16 protein-coding genes, 2 tRNA genes and 1 pseudogene are annotated in these 19,604 nt (G+C 70.9%); 15 read left to right on the top strand and 4 right to left on the bottom strand.

Annotated elements, in window-relative coordinates:
• Window positions 1–1,286: UDP-N-acetylglucosamine 1-carboxyvinyltransferase (gene murA, locus AQJ46_RS39150; protein ID WP_059210098.1), on the bottom strand; the 1,286-nt coding region annotated here is incomplete at its 3' end.
• Between the two features lie 253 nt (window positions 1,287–1,539).
• Here murA and AQJ46_RS39145 point away from each other — a divergent pair.
• From AQJ46_RS39145 to AQJ46_RS39095, 12 genes and pseudogenes are all read left to right on the top strand, one after another.
• Window positions 1,540–2,112: a YqgE/AlgH family protein gene (locus AQJ46_RS39145; RefSeq protein WP_057610822.1), complete on the top strand. Its 573-nt coding sequence runs from the start codon at window positions 1,540–1,542 to the stop codon at window positions 2,110–2,112.
• A 102-nt stretch (window positions 2,113–2,214) separates the two neighbouring features.
• On the top strand, window positions 2,215–2,493 hold the full coding sequence (locus AQJ46_RS39140) for a DUF3039 domain-containing protein (RefSeq protein WP_057610823.1): 279 nt from the start codon (window positions 2,215–2,217) through the stop codon (window positions 2,491–2,493).
• Window positions 2,494–2,675: 182 nt separating this feature from the next.
• Window positions 2,676–3,971 (top strand): extracellular solute-binding protein, encoded by a 1,296-nt coding sequence (locus tag AQJ46_RS39135; protein WP_059210097.1) that lies wholly within the window; start codon window positions 2,676–2,678, stop codon window positions 3,969–3,971.
• Window positions 3,968–4,858, top strand: a complete 891-nt coding sequence (locus AQJ46_RS39130) for a carbohydrate ABC transporter permease (protein WP_059210096.1) — start codon at window positions 3,968–3,970, stop codon at window positions 4,856–4,858. Before AQJ46_RS39135 ends, AQJ46_RS39130 begins: the two co-directional genes overlap by 4 nt.
• Complete coding sequence (locus AQJ46_RS39125) at window positions 4,855–5,688, top strand: carbohydrate ABC transporter permease (protein WP_059210095.1); 834 nt, start codon at window positions 4,855–4,857, stop codon at window positions 5,686–5,688. The genes AQJ46_RS39130 and AQJ46_RS39125 overlap by 4 nt, the downstream gene beginning before the upstream one ends.
• A 1-nt stretch (window position 5,689) precedes the next feature.
• Window positions 5,690–7,321: a beta-N-acetylhexosaminidase gene (locus AQJ46_RS39120; RefSeq protein ID WP_059210094.1), complete on the top strand. Its 1,632-nt coding sequence runs from the start codon at window positions 5,690–5,692 to the stop codon at window positions 7,319–7,321.
• 246 nt (window positions 7,322–7,567) lie between these two features.
• Entirely contained in the window at window positions 7,568–8,461 is an 894-nt protein-coding gene (locus AQJ46_RS39115; RefSeq protein WP_057610828.1) for an FAD binding domain-containing protein, read from the top strand.
• A complete protein-coding gene (locus AQJ46_RS39110; protein WP_059210093.1) occupies window positions 8,458–10,224 on the top strand; it encodes a 2Fe-2S iron-sulfur cluster-binding protein in 1,767 nt (588 codons plus the stop codon). Before AQJ46_RS39115 ends, AQJ46_RS39110 begins: the two co-directional genes overlap by 4 nt.
• Entirely contained in the window at window positions 10,221–12,533 is a 2,313-nt protein-coding gene (locus tag AQJ46_RS39105; RefSeq protein WP_059210092.1) for a xanthine dehydrogenase family protein molybdopterin-binding subunit, read from the top strand. Before AQJ46_RS39110 ends, AQJ46_RS39105 begins: the two co-directional genes overlap by 4 nt.
• The gene (locus AQJ46_RS58545) at window positions 12,530–12,658 is read left to right on the top strand and encodes a hypothetical protein (protein ID WP_263972892.1); all 129 of its coding nucleotides are present in this window, start codon (window positions 12,530–12,532) and stop codon (window positions 12,656–12,658) included. The genes AQJ46_RS39105 and AQJ46_RS58545 overlap by 4 nt, the downstream gene beginning before the upstream one ends.
• 65 nt (window positions 12,659–12,723) lie before the next feature.
• Window positions 12,724–13,224 (top strand): annotated as a pseudogene (locus AQJ46_RS39100) (AAA family ATPase); the annotation flags it as partial.
• Between the two features lie 132 nt (window positions 13,225–13,356).
• Window positions 13,357–14,514: an SUKH-4 family immunity protein gene (locus tag AQJ46_RS39095; protein WP_059210091.1), complete on the top strand. Its 1,158-nt coding sequence runs from the start codon at window positions 13,357–13,359 to the stop codon at window positions 14,512–14,514.
• Here AQJ46_RS39095 and AQJ46_RS39090 read toward each other — a convergent pair.
• The 3 genes from AQJ46_RS39090 to AQJ46_RS55660 form a co-directional block, all read right to left on the bottom strand.
• On the bottom strand, window positions 14,469–15,056 hold the full coding sequence (locus tag AQJ46_RS39090) for an FABP family protein (RefSeq protein WP_059210090.1): 588 nt from the start codon (window positions 15,054–15,056) through the stop codon (window positions 14,469–14,471). The genes AQJ46_RS39095 and AQJ46_RS39090 overlap by 46 nt on opposite strands.
• Window positions 15,057–15,161: 105 nt before the next feature.
• Window positions 15,162–15,233: transfer RNA gene (locus AQJ46_RS39085), tRNA-Cys, on the bottom strand.
• 236 nt (window positions 15,234–15,469) lie between these two features.
• A tRNA-OTHER gene (locus AQJ46_RS55660) sits at window positions 15,470–15,567 on the bottom strand.
• A gap of 126 nt (window positions 15,568–15,693) precedes the next feature.
• Between AQJ46_RS55660 and AQJ46_RS39080 the strand changes: the two genes are divergently transcribed.
• The 3 genes from AQJ46_RS39080 to AQJ46_RS39070 all read left to right on the top strand — a co-directional run bounded on the left by AQJ46_RS39080 (window position 15,694) and on the right by AQJ46_RS39070 (window position 19,467).
• Window positions 15,694–17,148: an MFS transporter gene (locus tag AQJ46_RS39080; protein ID WP_059210089.1), complete on the top strand. Its 1,455-nt coding sequence runs from the start codon at window positions 15,694–15,696 to the stop codon at window positions 17,146–17,148.
• Entirely contained in the window at window positions 17,141–17,530 is a 390-nt protein-coding gene (locus AQJ46_RS39075; RefSeq protein WP_059210088.1) for a type II toxin-antitoxin system death-on-curing family toxin, read from the top strand. The genes AQJ46_RS39080 and AQJ46_RS39075 overlap by 8 nt, the downstream gene beginning before the upstream one ends.
• A gap of 146 nt (window positions 17,531–17,676) precedes the next feature.
• Window positions 17,677–19,467: a DEAD/DEAH box helicase gene (locus tag AQJ46_RS39070; protein ID WP_057610958.1), complete on the top strand. Its 1,791-nt coding sequence runs from the start codon at window positions 17,677–17,679 to the stop codon at window positions 19,465–19,467.
• Window positions 19,468–19,604 lie beyond the last annotated feature (137 nt).

The raw sequence follows: 19,604 nt of genomic DNA, 5'->3' as shown, positions 1-19,604 counted from the left end.
AAGTTCTCGTAGCCGCGGTTGATGAGGTCGATGCCGTGGACCCGGGACGTGCCCTGGGCCGCCAGCGCCGCGATCAGGTACGAGAAGCCGCCGCGGAGGTCGGGGATGATCAGGTCGGCGCCCTGGAGCCGGGTGGGGCCGGAGACCACCGCCGAGTGCAGGAAGTTGCGCTGGCCGAAGCGGCAGTTCGAGCCGCCCAGGCACTCGCGGTACAGCTGGATGTGAGCACCCATCTGGTTCAGCGCCGAGGTGAAGCCGAGGCGCGACTCGTAGACCGTCTCGTGGATGATCGACAGACCCGTGGCCTGGGTGAGCGCGACCACCAGAGGCTGCTGCCAGTCCGTCTGGAAGCCCGGGTGCACGTCGGTCTCGAGCGCGATGGACTTCAACTGGCCGCCGGGGTGCCAGAAGCGGATGCCCTCGTCGTCGATCTCGAAGGCACCGCCCACCTTCCGGTAGGTGTTCAGGAACGTCATCATCGAGCGCTGCTGGGCGCCGCGGACGTAGATGTTGCCCTCGGTCGCCAGCGCGGCGGACGCCCAGGAGGCGGCCTCCAGGCGGTCCGGCAGGGCGCGGTGGTTGTAGCCGCCGAGCCGGTCCACGCCCGTGACGCGGATGGTCCGGTCGGTGTCCATCGCGATGATGGCGCCCATCTTCTGCAGGACGCAGATCAGGTCCTCGATCTCCGGTTCCACCGCGGCGTTCGAGAGCTCGGTGACACCTTCGGCCAGGACGGCCGTCAGCAGGACCTGCTCGGTCGCGCCGACGGACGGGTACGGCAGGGTGATCTTCGTACCCCGAAGCCGCCGCGGTGCCTCCAGGAACTGCCCGTCCGCGCGCTTCTCGATCGTCGCGCCGAACTGCCGCAGCACCTCGAAGTGGAAGTCGATGGGCCGGCCGCCGATGTCACAGCCGCCGAGGCCGGGGATGAAGGCGTGACCGAGACGGTGCAGCAGCGGACCGCACAGCAGGATCGGGATGCGGCTGGAACCGGCGTGGGCATCGATGTCAGCGACGTTCGCGCTCTCGACATGCGTCGGGTCCATCACCAGCTCGCCCGGTTCCTCACCCGGACGGACCGTCACCCCGTGCAGTTGCAGCAGTCCGCGTACGACCCGCACGTCACGGATGTCCGGAACGTTGCGCAGTCGACTCGGCTCGCTGCCCAGCAGGGCGGCGACCATGGCCTTCGGTACGAGGTTCTTCGCACCGCGGACCCGGATCTCGCCCTCCAGCGGGGTTCCGCCGTGGACAATCAGTACGTCGTCAGAGCCGTTGACGGTCATGTATCTCGCGTTCCGATGAGTCGGGCAGGGGGCAGAAGGGAAAGGGTAATCGCCGCCCACCCCCCTTCTGTAAGCCCAAGTGCCGCCCAGACACGTCATAGCTGTGTCACAACACGAACGGTTCCGTGTCGGGCACATGCGGTCACGGGCTCAAGTTGTGCGCGTGGGGCGCATCGTTGCGCTCTGAGCTGCATCCACTGCCGTAGAGGCATTGCCTCCCCACGCGGAGGGAAGATGCGGGATCATGTCTGGCATGACCGAGGTGTCCTCGCTCACAGGGCGGTTGCTCGTGGCAACGCCCGCCCTGGCGGACCCGAACTTCGACCGTGCGGTGGTGCTCCTTCTCGACCACGACGAGGAGGGCTCCCTCGGTGTCGTCCTCAATCGGCCCACCCCGGTGGACGTCGGCGACATCCTGGAGGGCTGGGCCGACCTCGCGGGCGAACCCGGTGTCGTCTTCCAGGGCGGCCCGGTCTCCCTGGACTCGGCCCTGGGGGTCGCCGTGATCCCCGGCGGCGGGACCGTCGACGGGGCCCCGCTGGGCTGGCGGAGAGTGCACGGCGCGATCGGACTGGTCGACCTGGAGGCCCCGCCGGAACTGCTCGCCTCGGCCCTCGGCAGCCTGCGGATCTTCGCCGGGTACGCCGGCTGGGGCCCCGGCCAGCTGGAGGACGAGCTGGTGGAGGGCGCCTGGTACGTCGTCGAGTCGGAACCCGGTGACGTCTCCTCCCCGTTCCCCGAGAGACTCTGGCGCGAGGTCCTGCGCCGCCAGCGCAGCGAGCTGGCGATGGTGGCCACGTACGCGGACGACCCGTCGCTCAACTGAGCGGCGACGCGGGGCCCGGCGTCATCGCGGCATCGCAACCCGCGGCGCTCGTTGTACCAGCCAGGGATCCATAGTGCTCGGCGGTTGATTACTCTTGGCCGTATGAGCACTCTCGAGCCCGAGCGCGGGACTGGTACGGGGACCCTCGTAGAGCCGACGCCGCAGGTGTCCCACGGCGACGGCGACCACGAGCGCTTCGCCCACTACGTCCAGAAGGACAAGATCATGGCGAGCGCCCTCGACGGGACCCCCGTCGTGGCGCTGTGCGGCAAGGTGTGGGTGCCCGGCCGCGATCCCAAGAAGTACCCCGTGTGCCCCATGTGCAAGGAGATCTACGAGTCCATGGGCTCCGGGGACGACGACAAGGGCGGCGACAAGTAGGCCCGCTGCCCGGCTGAGCTTCACGAGGCCCCTGAGACGCGTCCCGCGCGCCTCAGGGGCCTTTTGCGTGTCACGAATTGGTTGAGACCTCTTGTGGGCGTGTTCATGCAAGCCATAGCCTCCGTTGCGTTGAGCGAAACCGCCATTGCGTATGTTGCAACGCACGCCCGGAGGATCACTCCATGAAGCTCTCCCCCCGCTTGCCCGCCCTGCTTCTGACGGCCCTGGTCGTCACGGCCTGCGCCCCCCAGACCTCCTCCAACTCCTCCTCCGACAAGGACGACAAGACGGGCACCCTGCGCGTCTGGCTCTTCCAGGAAGTCGGCAACCAGCCGAAGAAGAAGGTCGTCGACGCCGCCGTCGCCGCCTTCGAGAAGGCCCACGACGGCACCAAGGTCGACGTCGAGTACATCCCGATCGAGACCCGCGCCCAGCGCGTCAAGGCCGCCTTCAACGACCCGTCCTCCGCGCCCGACGTGATGGAGTACGGCAACACCGACACCGCCGGCTATGTGAAGGACGGCGGACTCCTCGACGTCACCAAGGAGTTCGGCGCCTGGACCGAGGCCAAGGACACCGACCCCACCGCGAAGACGTCGGTCACCGTGGACGGGAAGGTGTACGGCTCGCCCTTCTACGTCGGCGTCCGCGCGCTGTACTACCGGACCGACGTCTTCAAGGAACTCGGTCTGCAAGCACCCAGGACCATGGCCGAGTTGGCCGAGACCGCCCGCAAGATCCGCGCCGCCGAGCCCGAGTTGTACGGCCTGGTCGTCGGCGGCGCCTACACGTACGGCGCGATGCCCTTCATCTGGGCCAACGGCGGCGAACTCGCCACCGGCAAGGGCGGCTCGTACGCCTCCGCGATCTCCGGCGCGGCAGCCCAGAAGGGCATCAAGGAGTACACCTCGCTCTTCACCGACGACAACTGCCCCGCCGCGAAGTGCGCCGGCATGGGCGGCAACGACACGATCACCGCCTTCGCGGCGGGCAAGGCCGGCATGGCGATCGGGGGCGACTTCAGCCATACGGCGGTGGAGGCCGGGAAGGTCAAGGGCAAGTACGCGGTGGTGCCGCTGCCGGGGGTCTCCGCGGGGTCGATCGCTCCCGCGTTCGCCGGTGGCAACAACATCGGGGTGCTGAAGAGCACGTCCCACCGGACGCTGGCGGTCCAGCTGATGGAGCAGCTCACGTCGAAGACGACGCAGGCGTCGATGTTCGACGCGATGGGCTTCCTGCCGACCTTCGCGGACGTCCGGCAGCGGGTCGCGGCCCAGCAGCCGTATGTGAAGCCGTTCGCGCAGACCCTCGCGGCCGGGACCAAGTTCGTGCCCGCGTCGCCCGCGTGGTCGCAGATCGACTCCTCGCTGGTGCTGCCGACGATGTTCCAGGAGGTCATCAGCGGCAAGAAGAGCGTGGCGGCGGCCTCCGGGGAAGCGGCGAAGAAGATGAACGACGCGTTCGGAACCGTCGGGTGACCTCGGCGACCCACCGCGCCACCCGGGCGCCCTGGCTCTATCTCGCCCCCGCCCTGGTCGTCCTCGGCGGACTGCTCGTCTACCCCATCTACCAGCTCGGCCTGATCTCCCTCTTCCAGTACACCCAGGCTCAGGTCAGCGGCGGTGAACCGACCACGTTCCAGGGGTTCGGGAACTACTCGGCGCTGTTCTCCGACCCGGAGTTCTGGCAGGTGCTGCTGGCCACCGTGCTGTTCGCGGCGGGCTGTGTCGTGTCGACGCTCGCCGTCGGGTGCGCGCTGGCGGTGCTCCTCACGCGCGTGCGTGCCGTGCCGCGGCTGGCGTTGATGCTGGCCGCGCTCGGAGCGTGGGCGACACCGGCCGTGACCGGGTCGACGGTCTGGCTGTTCCTCTTCGACCCCGACTTCGGCCCGGTGAACCGGATCCTGGGGCTCGGTGACCACTCCTGGACGTACGGGCGGCTCAGCGCCTTCTTCCTCGTCCTGCTCGAAGTCGTCTGGTGCTCCTTCCCGTTCGTGATGGTCACGGTCTACGCCGGGATCCGCGCCGTACCGGCCGAGGTGCTGGAGGCCGCCGCGCTGGACGGTGCCTCGCAGTGGCGGATCTGGCGGTCGGTGCTCGCGCCGATGCTGCGGCCGATCCTGACCGTCGTCACCATCCAGTCGGTCATCTGGGACTTCAAGGTCTTCACACAGATCTACGTCATGACGAACGGCGGCGGCATCGCGGGCCAGAACCTGGTCCTGAACGTCTACGCCTATCAGCAGGCGTTCGCCTCCTCGCAGTACAGCCTCGGCTCGGCGATCGGAGTGGTGATGCTGCTGATCCTGCTCGCCGTGACGCTCGGGTACCTGCGGCTGCTCCACCGCCAGGGGGAGGAGCTGTGAATCTTCTACGGCGTCCCTGGCGGCTGGCCGCGGAGGCCTCGGCGTTGCTCATCGCCCTGGTGGTCGCCTTCCCCCTCTACTGGATGCTGCTCAGCGCCTTCAAGCCGGCCGGAGAGGTCGAGTCGACCGAGCCCCGGCCCTGGACCCTCGCGCCCTCGCTGGATTCCTTCCGGCGGGTGTTCGGACAGCAGGATTTCGGTCGGTATTTCGTCAACAGCCTTGTCGTCGCGTGCAGTGTCGTGATCGTCTCGGCGCTGATCGCGTTTCTCGCGGCGACCGCCGTGACACGATTCCGCTTCCGCTTCCGGACCACCTTGCTGATCATGTTTCTGGTGGCCCAGATGGTGCCCGTGGAGGCCCTCACCATCCCCTTGTTCTTCCAGATGCGGGACTTCGGTCTGCTGAACACGCTGGGCTCGCTGATCCTGCCCCACATCGCCTTCTCGCTGCCCTTCGCGATCTGGATGCTGAGGGGGTTCGTGAAGGCCGTACCGGAGGCTTTGGAGGAGGCCGCGTACATCGACGGGGCGAGCCGCGCGCGATTCCTGTGGCAGATTCTCTTCCCCCTCGTCCTCCCCGGCCTGGTGGCCACGAGCGTGTTCTCCTTCATCTCGGCCTGGAACGATTTCCTCTTCGCCAAGTCGTTCATCATCAGCGACACTTCGCAGTCGACCCTGCCGATGGCCCTGCTGGTCTTCTACAAGCCGGACGAGCCGGACTGGGGCGGGGTCATGGCCGCGTCGACGGTGATGACGATTCCGGTGCTGGTGTTCTTCGTACTCGTACAGCGACGCCTGGTCTCAGGGCTGGGCGGAGCGGTTAAGGACTGACGTGACTTCACTGATTCCGGCGCCGTCGAGCGTCGGCGGCCCCGAAGGGCGGCCGTTCGTCCTCGACGAGGACACCGAGATCGAGGCCGGCCGGGACGCCAAAGGCGTGGCCCGCTGGCTGCGCGCGACCGTCGGCGCGGCGACGGGGCTGCCGCTGGAGCCGTACACCTCCGGCGCAAGCCGCATCCTGCTGCGGATCACGCCGACCCTCGCCGATGAACTCGGCAGCCCCGAGGCGTACCGCCTCACCGTGGACGAGCACGCCGTCGTCATCGACGGGGCAGGCCGGGAGGGCTTGTTCTACGGCGCCCAGACCTTCCGTCAGCTGCTCGGCCCCGCCGCCTTCCGTCGCGCCCCCGTCACCTCCGAGCGCACCTGGGAGGTGCCCCCGGTCACCATCGGCGACGCTCCCCGATTCCGCTGGCGCGGCCTCATGCTCGACGTGGCCCGGCACTTCATGTCCAAGGACGGAGTGCTGCGCTACCTCGATCTGATGGCCGCGCACAAACTCAACGTCTTCCACTTCCACTTGACGGACGACCAGGGCTGGCGGGTCGAGATCAAGAGGTACCCCCGGCTCACCGAGGTGGGCTCCTGGCGGGCGCGTACCAAATTCGGCCACGGGGCCTCACCGCTGTGGGAGGAGAAGCCGCACGGTGGTTTCTACACCCAGGACGACATCCGGGAGATCGTCGCCTACGCCGCCGAGCGGCATATCACCGTCGTCCCCGAAATCGACGTACCCGGACACTCGCAGGCCGCCATCACCGCGTACCCGGAACTCGGCAACACCGACGTCATCGACACGACCTCCCTCACGGTCTGGGACAGCTGGGGCATCTCTCTGAACGTACTCGCCCCCACTGACAACACCCTGCGCTTCTACGAGGGCGTGTTCGAGGAACTGCTGGAGCTGTTCCCCTCCGAGTTCATTCACATCGGCGGCGACGAATGCGCCAAGGAGCAGTGGCGGGAGTCGCCCCTCGTCCAGGCTCGTATCGAGGAACTCGGCCTCGCCGACGAGGACGAGTTGCAGTCCTGGTTCATCGGACACTTCGACAAGTGGCTCTCCGCGCGCGGGCGCAGACTCATCGGCTGGGACGAGATCCTGGAGGGCGGACTCGCCGAAGGCGCGGCGGTCTCGTCCTGGCGCGGCTACGCGGGCGGCATCGCGGCCGCCCGCGCGGGCCACGACGTCGTCATGTGCCCCGAGCAGCAGGTGTACCTGGACTACCGGCAGGACGCGGGTGCGGACGAGCCGGTCCCCATCGCCTACGTCCGCACCCTGGAGGACGTCTATCGGTTCGAGCCCGTTCCACCGGAGTTGACGCCCGAGGAGGCCGCGCACGTCCTCGGTGCGCAGGCAAACGTGTGGACCGAGGTGATGGAGGACCAGGGGCGCGTCGACTACCAGACCTTTCCCCGGCTGGCAGCCTTCGCCGAAGTGGCCTGGAGTCCTCTGCCCGCCCCCGCGGAACGGGACTTCGCCGACTTGGAGCGGCGGATGGCCGCCCACTACGAGCTGCTCGACGCCCTGGGCGTCGGCTACCGGCCGCCCACGGGGCCGCTGCCGTGGCAGAAGCGGCCCGGTGTGCTCGGCCGGCCCATCGAGGGAGCGCCTCCGAACAAGTAAGGGAAAAAGAGCCCTAAGGGTCACCGAAGAGTGTCAATCGGCACGTGTAGGTGATCCCGTGCGAAAACGGACCATCTGCCTGCTGGGGCGGGCGAATGTCGCCGAACGCCTCCTAGCGGACCCCTGTCTTCGGGTGTTGCGAAGATGTGCCAGAGTTGCCACGTCCGCCCTGTCAGCACGTACCGTACGGCAACAAGCAGGCAGGACCAGCAGGACCAGGTGGGGCAGCGGGAAGGGGCAGCCGGTTTGACCACGCACACACCGCAGGCGGCGCAGGCCGTCACGCTGCCCACGACGCTGGACGAGGCCGTGGCGGCCCTCACCGCCATGCCCGCCGCCGTGCCCGTCGCCGGCGGCACCGACCTGATGGCCGCCGTCAACTCCGGGCAGCTCAGGCCCGCCGCTCTCGTCGGCCTCGGCCGGATCAGCGAGATCCGCGGCTGGCAGTACCAGGACGGCCACGCGCTCCTCGGCGCCGGACTCACGCACGCACGCATGGGCCGCCCCGACTTCGCCGCCCTCATCCCCGCACTCGCCGCCGCCGCCCGCGCCGCCGGCCCGCCGCAGATCCGCAACGCGGGCACCCTGGGCGGCAACATCGCCTCGGCGGCCCCCACGGGGGACGCGCTGCCCGTCCTCGCCGCCCTCGAAGCCACGCTGATCATCGCGGGCCCGGACGGAGCCCGTCGGGAGATGCCGGTCTCGCACCTGCTGGCCGGCATGGAGATGCTGCGCGCGGGCGAACTCATCGGCTACGTGCGCGTGCCGCTGCTGCACGCCCCGCAGGTCTTCCTCAAGGTCACCGGCCGCACCGGCCCGGGCCGCGCGATGGCCTCCGTGGCGCTGGTCCTCGACCCGGCCCGGCGCGGGGTCAGGTGCGCCGTCGGTGCCATAGCGCCGATGCCGCTGCGGCCCCTGGACGCCGAGCAGTGGGTCGCCCGGCTCATCGACTGGGACAACAACCGCGCGATCGTCCCGGAGGCCCTGGAGGCCTTCGGCGAATACGTGTCCGCGGCCTGCATCCCCGACCCGGCACCGGCCGCGGACGGCTCCGTGCCGCAGCATCCACCCGCAGTACTGCATCTGCGGCGCACTGTCGCCGCGCTGGCCCGACGAGCACTGGGGAGGGCACTTTCGTGACCGACGACCAGCACGGAGAGGGCACGCCCAGGGCCGCCGGCCGCTGGGACCCGCTGCCCCAGGGTGACTACGACGACGGCGCGACCGCCTTCGTGAAGCTCCCCGAAGGGGGCATCGACGCCCTCCTGGCCTCCGCCGACAGCCCACTCGCCGCGCCCGGTCACGGCTATGTGCCGCCGCAGATAACGGCCACGCCGGGCGACGGGACCGACCCGGCGGCCACGGGCAACTGGGCCGTGCCGGCCGAGGGCGCGCAGTGGCCCGACCCGAGCACCCTGCCGCAGGGCCACACCGGGCAGTTCACGTACAACCCCGCGACCACCCAGCAGTGGAACGTCGAGGACACCGCGGCCGCGCCCGCGCCGGGCCACGACGTCACCGGGCAGTGGTCGATCCCCGTCGCCGGCGGCGACCTCCCGGACGAATCGGGCGAGTTCACCACGTCGTCCCTGGTCGAGCAGTGGGGCGGCACCCCTCCGGCGACCCTGCCGGGCGGCGCGGCCGCGCCCTGGGCGACGCAGCCGGCGCAGCCGTGGGACGACCAGCCCGAGGACGGCCCGGGAGCGGGACCCGAGCACGGTGGCGGCTACGGCAACGGTCACGGTGGGACGGTGGGCGACGGCCCCACCGGTCCTGTGAGCGACGGCCACGCGCACGTGCCCGCCGGCGCCGGACCGGCCGGTGATGTCGACGAGCGGCACGGTGGCCCGGTCGGTGACGCGCCGCAGCGGCCCGAGCCGGACGAGGCGTCCCACGAGGCGGCCCGGGACTCCGCGCAGCCGCACGCCGACAGCGACGGCCACGGCATCCGTCTCGCCGAGCTGCACGACACCGCCCAGCCCCGCCACCTCGCCGAGCCCTATGGGGACAGCCCCTCCGCAACCGCCTCACAGCTCTCTCCCGGCCCCGGTGAGGCATCGGCGCCCCCAAGGGTCTCCGAGGGCCCCGAAGAGGCCCTGGAAGCCGCTGACAGCCCCGCAGACGGCCTCGCCGAGCCCGGCACGGAGCACGCCCCCGCCGACGGCGGCGACGAACCGGCGCCGGAGGCCGCGGAGGAGCACGCGAGCGACTCCGACGAGAACCCCGACGGCCGGGCCCCCGCGCTCCCCGGCGAGGAACACCCCCTCGCCTCCTACGTCCTGCGCGTCAACGGCGTCGACCGCCCCGTCACCGACGCCTGGATCGGTGAGTCGCTGCTCTACGTGCTGCGCGAGCGGCTCGGTCTCGCCGGCGCCAAGGACGGCTGCTCGCAGGGCGAGTGCGGGGCGTGCAACGTCCAGGTCGACGGGCGGCTCGTCGCCTCCTGCCTGGTGCCCGCGGTGACCGCCGCCGGCAGCGAGGTCCGTACCGTCGAGGGTCTCGCCGAGGACGGCCGGCCCTCCGACGTGCAGCGGGCGCTCGCCCGGTGCGGCGCCGTGCAGTGCGGGTTCTGCGTGCCCGGTATGGCGATGACCGTGCACGACCTGCTGGAGGGCAACCCCGCGCCCACCGAGCTGGAGACCCGCCAGGCGCTGTGCGGCAACCTCTGCCGCTGCTCCGGCTACCGGGGCGTGGTCGACGCCGTCAAGGAGGTCGTCGCCGAGCGCGAGGCACACGCGACGGGCGACGGTGAGACGGACGGCGACGAGGCACGTATCCCGCATCAGGCGGGCCCCGGGGGCGGCAGCGTCCACCCGTCGGCGTTCGACTCCCCGGGCTTCCCGGGCACCGCCGGACCGCATGAGCAGGCATACGGACACGGACAGGACGGAGGCCAGGCGTGAGCAACGAAGCCGCCACCGCGACCACCACCGCCGCGGAGGCAGCACCCGCCCCCGAGCCGATTCCGCACGGCATCGGCGTCTCCCTGCAGCCCGCCGACGCCCGCGCGAAGACCGAGGGCACCTTCCCGTACGCGGCCGACCTGTGGGCCGAGGGCCTGCTGTGGGCGGCCGTCCTGCGCTCCCCGCACGCGCACGCGCGCATCGTGTCCATCGACACCTCCCACGCGCGTGAGATGCCCGGAGTCCGCGCGGTCGTCACCCACGAGGACGTGCCCGGCAGCCCGGTACACGGCCGCGGCAAGGCCGACCGTCCGGTCTTCGCCTCCGAGGTGGTACGCCATCACGGCGAGCCCATCGCGGCCGTCGCCGCCGACCACCCCGACACCGCGCGCATGGCCGCGGCCGCCGTCATCGTCGAGTACGAGGTCCTCGATCCGGTCACCGACCCGGAGCAGGCCTTCGAGGCCGAGCCCCTGCACCCCGACGGCAACCTGGTCCGGCACATCCCGCTGCAGCACGGAGACCCCTCCGCGACCGGTGAGATCGTCGTCGAGGGCCAGTACCGCATCGGCCGCCAGGACCCCGCCCCCATCGGCGCCGAGGCCGGCCTCGCAGTGCCCCGCCCCGACGGCGGTGTCGAGCTCTACCTGGCCTCCACCGACCCGCACGCCGACCGGGACACGGCCGCCGCCTGCTACGGACTCGAGCCCGAGCGCGTCAAGGTCGTCGTCACCGGCGTCCCCGGCGCCACCGCCGACCGCGAGGACCAGGGCTTCCAGCTTCCGCTCGGCCTGCTCGCGCTCAAGACCGGCTGCCCGGTCAAGCTGACGGCCACGCGCGAGGAGTCCTTCCTCGGCCATGTGCACCGTCATCCCACCCTGCTGAGATACCGCCACCACGCCGACGCCGAGGGCAAGCTGGTCAAGGTCGAGGCACAGATCCTGCTCGACGCGGGCGCCTACGCCGACACCTCCTCGGAGGCCCTGGCCGCCGCCGTGGGCTTCGCCTGCGGGCCGTACGTCGTCCCGAACGCCTTCATCGAGGGCTGGGCCGTCCGCACCAACAACCCGCCCTCCGGCCATGTCCGCGGTGAGGGCGCCATGCAGGTGTGCGCCGCCTACGAGGCGCAGATGGACAAGCTGGCCAAGAAGCTGGGCGTCGACCCGGCCGAACTGCGCCTGCGCAACGCCCTCGCCACCGGTGACATACTCCCGACCGGCCAGACGGTCACCTGCCCCGCTCCGGTCGCGGAACTGCTCCAGGCCGTACGGGACTTCCCGCTGCCCGCCCTCCCCAAGGACACCCCCGAGGACGAGTGGCTGCTGCCCGGCGGCCCCGAGGGCGCGGGCGAACCGGGCGCGATCCGCCGGGGCGTCGGCTACGGCCTCGGCATGGTGCACATGCTCGGCACGGAGGGCGCGGACGAGGTCTCCACGGCGACCGTACGGGTCCAGGACGGCGTCGCCACGGTGCTCTGCGCGGCCGTCGAGACCGGTCAGGGATTCACCACCCTGGCCCGCCAGATCGTCCAGGAGACCCTCGGCATCGACGAGGTGCACGTCGCCCCCGTGGACACCGACCAGCCCCCGGCCGGCCCGGGCTGCCGCGGCCGTCACACCTGGGTCTCGGGCGGCGCGGTGGAGCGCGCGGCCAAGATGGTCCGCACCCAGCTGCTCCAGCCCCTGGCGCACAAGTTCGGCATGTCGACCGAACTGCTCCAGATCACCGACGGCAAGATCACCTCGTACGACGGAGTCCTGTCGACGACCGTCACCGAGGCCATGGACGGCAAGGAACTGTGGGCCACCGCCCAGTGCCGGCCGCACCCGACGGAACCCCTCAACGAAGCCGGCCAGGGCGACGCCTTCGTCGGTATGGCGTTCTGCGCGATCCGCGCGGTGGTCGACGTCGACATCGAACTCGGCTCCGTCCGCGTGGTCGAGCTGGCGCTCGCCCAGGACGTCGGCCGGATCCTCAACCCCGCCCAGCTGGAGGCCCGTATCGAAGCGGGCGTCACCCAGGGCGTCGGGATAGCGCTCACGGAGAACCTGCGCAGCGCGCGCGGGCTGATCCGCCACCCCGACCTCACCGGGTACGCCCTGCCGACGGCCCTGGACGCGCCGGAGATCCGGATCGTCAAGCTCGTCGAGGAGCGGGACGTGGTCGCCCCGTTCGGGGCGAAGGCCGCCAGCGCGGTGCCGGTGGTCACGTCCCCGGCGGCCGTCGCGTCGGCCGTACGGGCCGCTACCGGCCGTCCCGTGAACCGGCTCCCGATCCGTCCGCAGGCCGCGGTGGTGACGGACCGATGAGCTCTCCTGGCCACGAGCCCCGCGAGTACGAACCGCCGCCCGGCCTGGGCAAGCTGGCGCTGTGGATCCTGCTGTTCGTGGTCGCGGCGATCGTGGTCGTGGTGGGCGGCGTGTACTTCGCGTGATGCGCGGGGTCGTGCTGGTCACCGGCGATGGGGGCACCTCCCGCGCCCTTTAGGCAGCGGGGGAGGCGGCCGGGAAGTCGACGGTGGCGCAGGCACTGGCCGAGCGGTTGCCGAGGGCGGCGCACGTCCGAGGGGACGTGTTCCGGCGGATGATCGTGTCGGGGCGTGCGGAGTACCTGCCCGGCGCCTCCGGCGAGGCTTCGGCCCAACTCCGTCTGCGGTACCGGCTGTCGGCCGCGACGGCGGACGCATACGCCGAGGCCGGGTTCACGGCCGTCGTACAGGATGTGGTGCTGGGCGAGGACCTGACGGCGTACGTCGGGCTGGTCCGGACCCGGCCGCTGTATGTCGTCGTCCTGGTACCGGACGCCGGGGCGGTGGCCGCCCGGGAGGCCGGCCGGGCGAAGACGGGCTACGACGGCGAGGCGTGGACGATCCCCGCGCTGGACGAGGCGCTGCGGACGTCGACTCCGCGGATCGGCCTGTGGCTGGACACCTCCGCACTGCCCCCGACACAGACGGTGGAGGCGATTCTCGCGGGGCGGGAACGCGCGAGGGCGCTCTGACGTCTCCTTGGTACGGGGGCGTTGTCAGTGGTGGCGCGTAGTGTTTCGAGCAGTGGGGGACGAGCGCAGGCCCGACGGGTTCGCCGTGCCGTGCCCGGCCAGGGGACTGCGTACGAAGCACACGGGGGAGCCATGAGCACGACCGATGCCGCCGTAGCGGCGATCAGACTGACCGAGGACGAACTGCAGCCGTACATCACACATGTGTCGACCCGCCGCTGGCTCAGCGGCCCCGGACTGCCCGCCGACAGCGACCTGTTCACCTTCGAGGAGCTGCGCCGGGAGGGCCTGCGGACGGTCGCGGACGCGACGGCCGACCCGGGCGGACGGCTCAGCCAGGAGCTGTGCGACCAGCTGGTGATAGGCGGGCTGACGGATCTGCACGGCAGGGAGCGGGAGTCGGTCCTGCTCGACGGAGTCACGGGCGAGGTCTCGACGACGGCGTTCTTCCACGCCCGCCCGGATCTGATGGACCGCACCCCGCTGGCCCCCTCCCTCCCCACCCTGGTCCGCTTCGCGACGGCGACGGACGAACTGACGGAGGTGCGCGGCCAGTTCGCGGCGTACGCCGGCCGCTTCGGTCCTACGGCCGTGGAGGAGGCGACGCGTCAGCTGCTGACGGTGTTCGAGGAGGGCACGGGCGGCGAGGTGCCGACGTTCTGGAAGATCGCGGCCCTGATCCGCCCCCTGACCCTGGTGGCGGGTCCGGGCACGGCGTCCGGCCTGGCCCTGGACCTCCCGCCGCGCCTTTTGGACCAGGAGTTCGGCCGCAGCCACGTCGTCCGCTTCGAGGACATCGACTTCCCGTCCACGCTCACGCACGCCCCGACCCGCCGCTTCCTGGCGGAGACGGGCCTGCCCGAGGACGGCGTCCTCTTCCACACCGACCCGGACGCCCCGCTGCCGACCCTCGCCGAGCACCGGGCCGACCAGCTGGTCGCGCTCCCGCCCCGCGCCGAACACCTGATCGTCCTCGGCCACCTGATAGAGGACAACACCCTGGTGGTCGACGGCAAGACGGGCGCGGTCCTGAACTGGAGCGAGCGGGAAGCGACCCTCCACCCCCTCAACACCGACATCTCCACCCTCGCCTTCACCCTCTGGCTCCTGCACCGGGAGCGCCAGATAGACGAGTCGCTCGCCCACGAGCTGACGAACACGCTGTACGTCCAGGTCGCCAAGACGATGGTCCGGGCCCTGTCCACCATCGACCCGACGGGCACGACGACGGACGCCGACTGGCACTACTGGACGGAGCTGTTCCAGGACGAGGTGGGCGGGGTGCTCTGACCGACCGCGCGGCGCAGGGTCGCCGAGAGGTGGTGCTGCAGGGGCTGCCCGACAGCCGCGAGGTCGTGGACGAAGTCGAGAGTGCCGGCGTCGGCGAGGGTGTAGCGGCGACGGGTGGCGGTCACTTCCTTGGCGGTCGGGGTCAGCGCCACCGTGTGCGTGGAGAGATCGACCGCGCCCTGTCCCGCATGCCCGACCAGGATCTCGGTGATGCCGGTGGGCTGGGTGACCAGCGCCTCCACCCGGCCGTCCGGCTGAAGTCGCCACCACCCGCTCTCCCGGGCCGCCGGCCGCAACGGCGCCCCGTCCCCGTCGAGCAGCCAGGCCCGCGCCTCGTACCGGAGGAAGGGCCGACCGTCGTGACTGAAGCGGACCTCCTGCGCGTACGCGAAGTCGCCGTCCAGCGTCGGATACCCACCGCGCCCCTGCCCCCGCCACACCCCGAGGAACCCGAGCACGGGCTCGAGCAGCGCATGCGGAGCCGGTTCCCGGTCCACCCGGTAGCTCTCGGGAAAGGGCTGCTCCGCTGCGGCCTCAAACACGTCCACACTCCTTGCTCGCACCACTGCCGACCGCAAGCGTAGAGCGCTGCACAGCGAAGAAGGCGGCGCCTTGAACAAGACGCCGCCCCTGTCTCTGCACTACAGAGGCCGTGGCGGGAATCGAACCCGCGTAACTCGCTTTGCAGGCGAGTCCCTGAACCACTCGGGCACACGGCCGGGTCGGGTTGAGCGAGGTGCTCGTTCCGAACGCTGTGATGCGACCGTATGGCGAGGGTGCGGGGAGGCTCAAGGGTTTCCTGGGTGCTGCAATGGGACTGCCATACGCCGTTCATGAAAGCTGTGCGCCATGCCCACTACGTGTCGTGACGCGGCTGGACACCGTGGAGGCTGCCCTGTGCACACCGCTCAGCGGTGCGCGGCTCATCGCGGGGGAAGGCGGGCGCTGGCGGAAGAGGCCGTGGCGGGAATCGAACTCGTGTAACTCCCCGCGAGCGGAGCTCGCTGATGGATGCAGTGCAGGCGAGTCCCTGAAGCACTCGGGCACACGGCCGGGTCGGTGGAGCGAGGTGTTCCTGCCGAGCTCGGTGGAATTGCGCTGGTCGTACGACCAAGGTCTCAGGGCCGGGCGGGCTTTTGACAGGGGTCAACGGGGGCTGTGGACCTTACTCTGGCGGGCATGGCAGTTCTGGAACCGCGTGATGCCGGTGTCGTCGGCGAGCCTGAGGTCCTGTCCGGTGACGAGGTGGGGGAGGGGGTGCTGGGGCGTTCGTACCGGGCGCTGAGTCTCGGCATCGTGTCCGTCGTGCTGCTCATCGCGTTCGAGGCCACCGCTGTCGGGACCGCGATGCCGGTTGCCGCGCGGGAGTTGGACGGGGTCGCGCTCTACGCGTTCGCGTTCTCCGGGTACTTCACCACCAGCCTGTTCGGGATGGTGCTCGCCGGGCAGTGGGCGGATCGGCGGGGGCCGCTCGGGGCCTTGGCCGGTGGGATCGCCGGCTTCGGTGCCGGGCTGCTGCTGTCCGGGACGGCCGTCGCGATGTGGCAGTTCATTCTCGGTCGGGCCGTGCAGGGGTTCGGGGGCGGGCTGGTCATCGTGGCCCTGTATGTCGTCGTCGGGCGGGCCTACCCGGAGCGGTTGCGGCCCGCGATCATGGCGGCGTTCGCGGCGGGCTGGGTCGTGCCCTCGATCGTGGGGCCGCTCGCGGCCGGGGCCGTGACCGAGCACCTCGGGTGGCGGTGGGTGTTCGTCGGGATTCCGGTGCTGGTGGTCTTTCCGCTGGTGCTCGCCCTGCCGCAGATACGGCGGCGGGCGTCCGGTCCGGTCGACGACGACCATGGACAGGCCGCCTTCGACCGTCGCCGCATCCGGCTCGCCCTCGGGATCTCCCTCGGCGCCGGGCTCCTCCAGTACGCCGCCCAGGATCTGCGTCCCCTCTCCCTGCTCCCCGGCCTCGCGGGCGTCGCGCTGCTCGTGCCGGCCGTGCTCGGGCTGCTCCCGCGCGGGACGTACCGGGCGGCGCGCGGGCTGCCCTCCGTCGTGCTGTTGCGCGGGGTCGCCGCGGGGTCCTTCGTCGCCGCCGAGTCCTTCGTGCCGTTGATGCTGGTCACCCAGCGGGGGCTGTCGCCGACGCTGGCCGGGTTCTCGCTCGCGGCGGGCGGCGTTACGTGGGCGCTGGGGTCGTGGGTGCAGTCGCGGGCGCGGGTGGAGCCGTACCGGGAACGGCTGATGACCGGGGGGATGGTGCTGGTCGCGGCCGCGATCGCCGCCGCGCCGAGTGTGCTGATCCACTCCGTGCCCGTCTGGACCGTCGCCGTCGCCTGGGGCTTCGGCTGCTTCGGGATGGGACTGGTGATCTCCTCGTCGAGTGTGCTTCTGCTGCATCTCTCCGCCCCCGAGGAGGCCGGCACCAACTCCGCCTCCCTCCAGATCTCCGACGGCCTCTCCAACGCCGTCCTGCTGGCGGCGGGGGGTGCGGCCTTCGCGGCGCTGGGCGGCGGCACGGTGAGCCATACGGCGACGGAGGCGTCCGGCTCGCATCCGGCCGCGTTCGCCGTGGTGTTCCTGCCCATGGCGGGGGTGGCGTTGGTGGGGGCGTGGGTGACCACGCGGTTGCGGACGCGGCATGCATGAGTGGTACCAGTTTGACACCGCTGAGGACGTCCTGGCCATCGCCCAGCATGCTGTCGATGACCAGGGCGTCGTTGTTCGCGACGCGGGTCTGCTGGAGTCGGCCGTGCATCGCCCCTCCGCGTCGATGTTCGGACAGGAGGCGTACGCCGACCTGTTCGACAAGGCGGCGGCGCTGTTGCAGTCACTGGCGATCAACCGTCCCTTCATCGACGGGAACAAGCGCACGGCCTGGGTGTCCTGTGTCGCCTTCCTGGCTATGAACGACGTCCAGCTGCGCCCTGACGTCGACGCGGCCGAGCGACTGGTCATCGCCGTGGCGACCGGCGGCCCGGACGAGGTCAAGGCAATCTCCGAGGTGCTGCGAGACCTGGCCGAGCGGTGATGTGACCTCGGTCCCACCCGCCGCCGCCCCGGCCCCGTCCGCGCGTTGACGGCATCGGCCCGCCGGTAAGGTGACCCGGTCGTCATACACAGCCGAACGAAGACACCGCCGAAGACACGCCGAGCCGCTCGACCCCGACGGAGACCGTGACTACCACCGCCGCCTCCTCCCACCACCTTTCCCCCGCCTTCCCCGGCCGGGCCCCCTGGGGTACCGCCAGCAAGCTGCGTGCCTGGCAGCAAGGGGCGTTGGACAAGTACGTCCAGGAGCAGCCGCGCGACTTCCTGGCCGTCGCGACCCCCGGCGCGGGCAAGACCACCTTCGCCCTCACCCTCGCCTCCTGGCTGCTGCACCACCATGTCGTGCAGCAGGTGACGGTCGTCGCGCCCACCGAGCATCTGAAGAAGCAGTGGGCCGAGGCGGCGGCGCGGATAGGGATCAAGCTCGATCCCGAGTACAGCGCCGGACCGCTCGGCAAGGACTACCACGGCGTCGCCGTCACCTATGCGGGCGTGGGTGTACGGCCCATGCTCCATCGCAACCGGGTCGAGCAGCGCAAGACCCTCGTCATCCTCGACGAGATCCACCACGCCGGTGACTCCAAGTCCTGGGGCGAGGCCTGCCTGGAGGCCTTCGAGCCCGCCACCCGCCGGCTCGCGCTCACCGGTACGCCCTTCCGGTCCGACACCAACCCCATCCCCTTCGTGGCGTACGAGGAGGGCAACGACGGCATCCGGCGGTCGGCCGCCGACTACACCTACGGGTACGGGAACGCGCTGGCCGACCATGTCGTGCGGCCGGTCATCTTCCTCTCCTACAGCGGCAACATGCGCTGGCGGACCAAGGCCGGCGACGAGATCGCCGCCCGGCTCGGCGAACCCATGACCAAGGACGCGATCAGCCAGGCCTGGCGTACGGCCCTGGATCCGCGCGGTGAGTGGATGCCGAGCGTCCTGCGCGCCGCCGACCAGCGGCTGACCGAGGTCAGGAAGGGCATCCCGGACGCCGGTGCCCTCGTCATCGCCTCCGACCAGGACTCCGCGCGCGCGTACGCCAAGCTGATCCGCGAGATCACGGGCAACAAGGCGACCCTCGTCCTGTCCGACGACGCCGGCGCGTCCAAGCGGATCGACGACTTCAGTGCGAGCAACGACCGGTGGATGGTCGCCGTCCGGATGGTCTCCGAGGGCGTCGACGTGCCCCGCCTCGCCGTGGGCGTCTACGCCACCACCATCTCCACGCCGCTCTTCTTCGCGCAGGCCGTCGGCCGTTTCGTACGGTCCCGGCGGCGCGGTGAGACCGCCTCCGTCTTCCTCCCGACCGTCCCGGACCTCCTGACCTTCGCCAACGAGATGGAGGTGGAACGGGACCACGCCCTCGACAAGCCGAAGAAGGAGGGTGAGGAGGACCCCTACGCCGAGTCCGAGAAGGAGATGGAGGAGGCGAACAAGGAGGAGGACGAGGACACCGGCGAGCAGGAGCAGTTCGCTTTCGAGGCGCTGGAGTCCGAGGCCGTCTTCGACCGCGTCCTCTACGACGGTGCCGAGTTCGGCATGCAGGCGCACCCGGGGAGCGAGGAGGAGCAGGACTACCTCGGGATTCCCGGGCTCCTGGAGCCGGACCAGGTGCAGCTGCTGCTCCAGAAGCGGCAGGCCCGGCAGATCGCGCACAGCCGTAAGAAGCCGGACGCCGAGGCGGACCTCCTCGAGCTGCCCGCCGAGCGGCGGCCCGTCGTCTCGCACAAGGAGATGATGGAGCTGCGCAAGCAGCTCAACACGATGGTGAGTGCCTACGTCCACCAGAGCGGCAAGCCGCACGGAGTGATCCACACCGAGCTGCGCCGGGTGTGCGGTGGACCGCCGAGTGCCGAGGCCACGGCCGGTCAGCTGCGGCAGCGGATCGCCAAGGTGCAGGAGTGGGCCACCCGGATGAGGTGACGCGGGGCGCCTGTCGCCTCGCGGCGCGGGACCGTACGTATCAGGACAAACGGAGTGGTCCGTACCGGCTACTGCCCGGATTCTGGACGGAGGCTTCCGCTGAGCGAACCCGCTTCGCTACTGTCCCGCTACGCACA

This window comes from Streptomyces canus, from assembly GCF_001514145.1.
In the GTDB taxonomy this organism is placed as follows: Bacteria; Actinomycetota; Actinomycetes; order Streptomycetales; family Streptomycetaceae; genus Streptomyces; species Streptomyces canus.
This window is presented reverse-complemented; position numbering and strand designations above follow the sequence as displayed.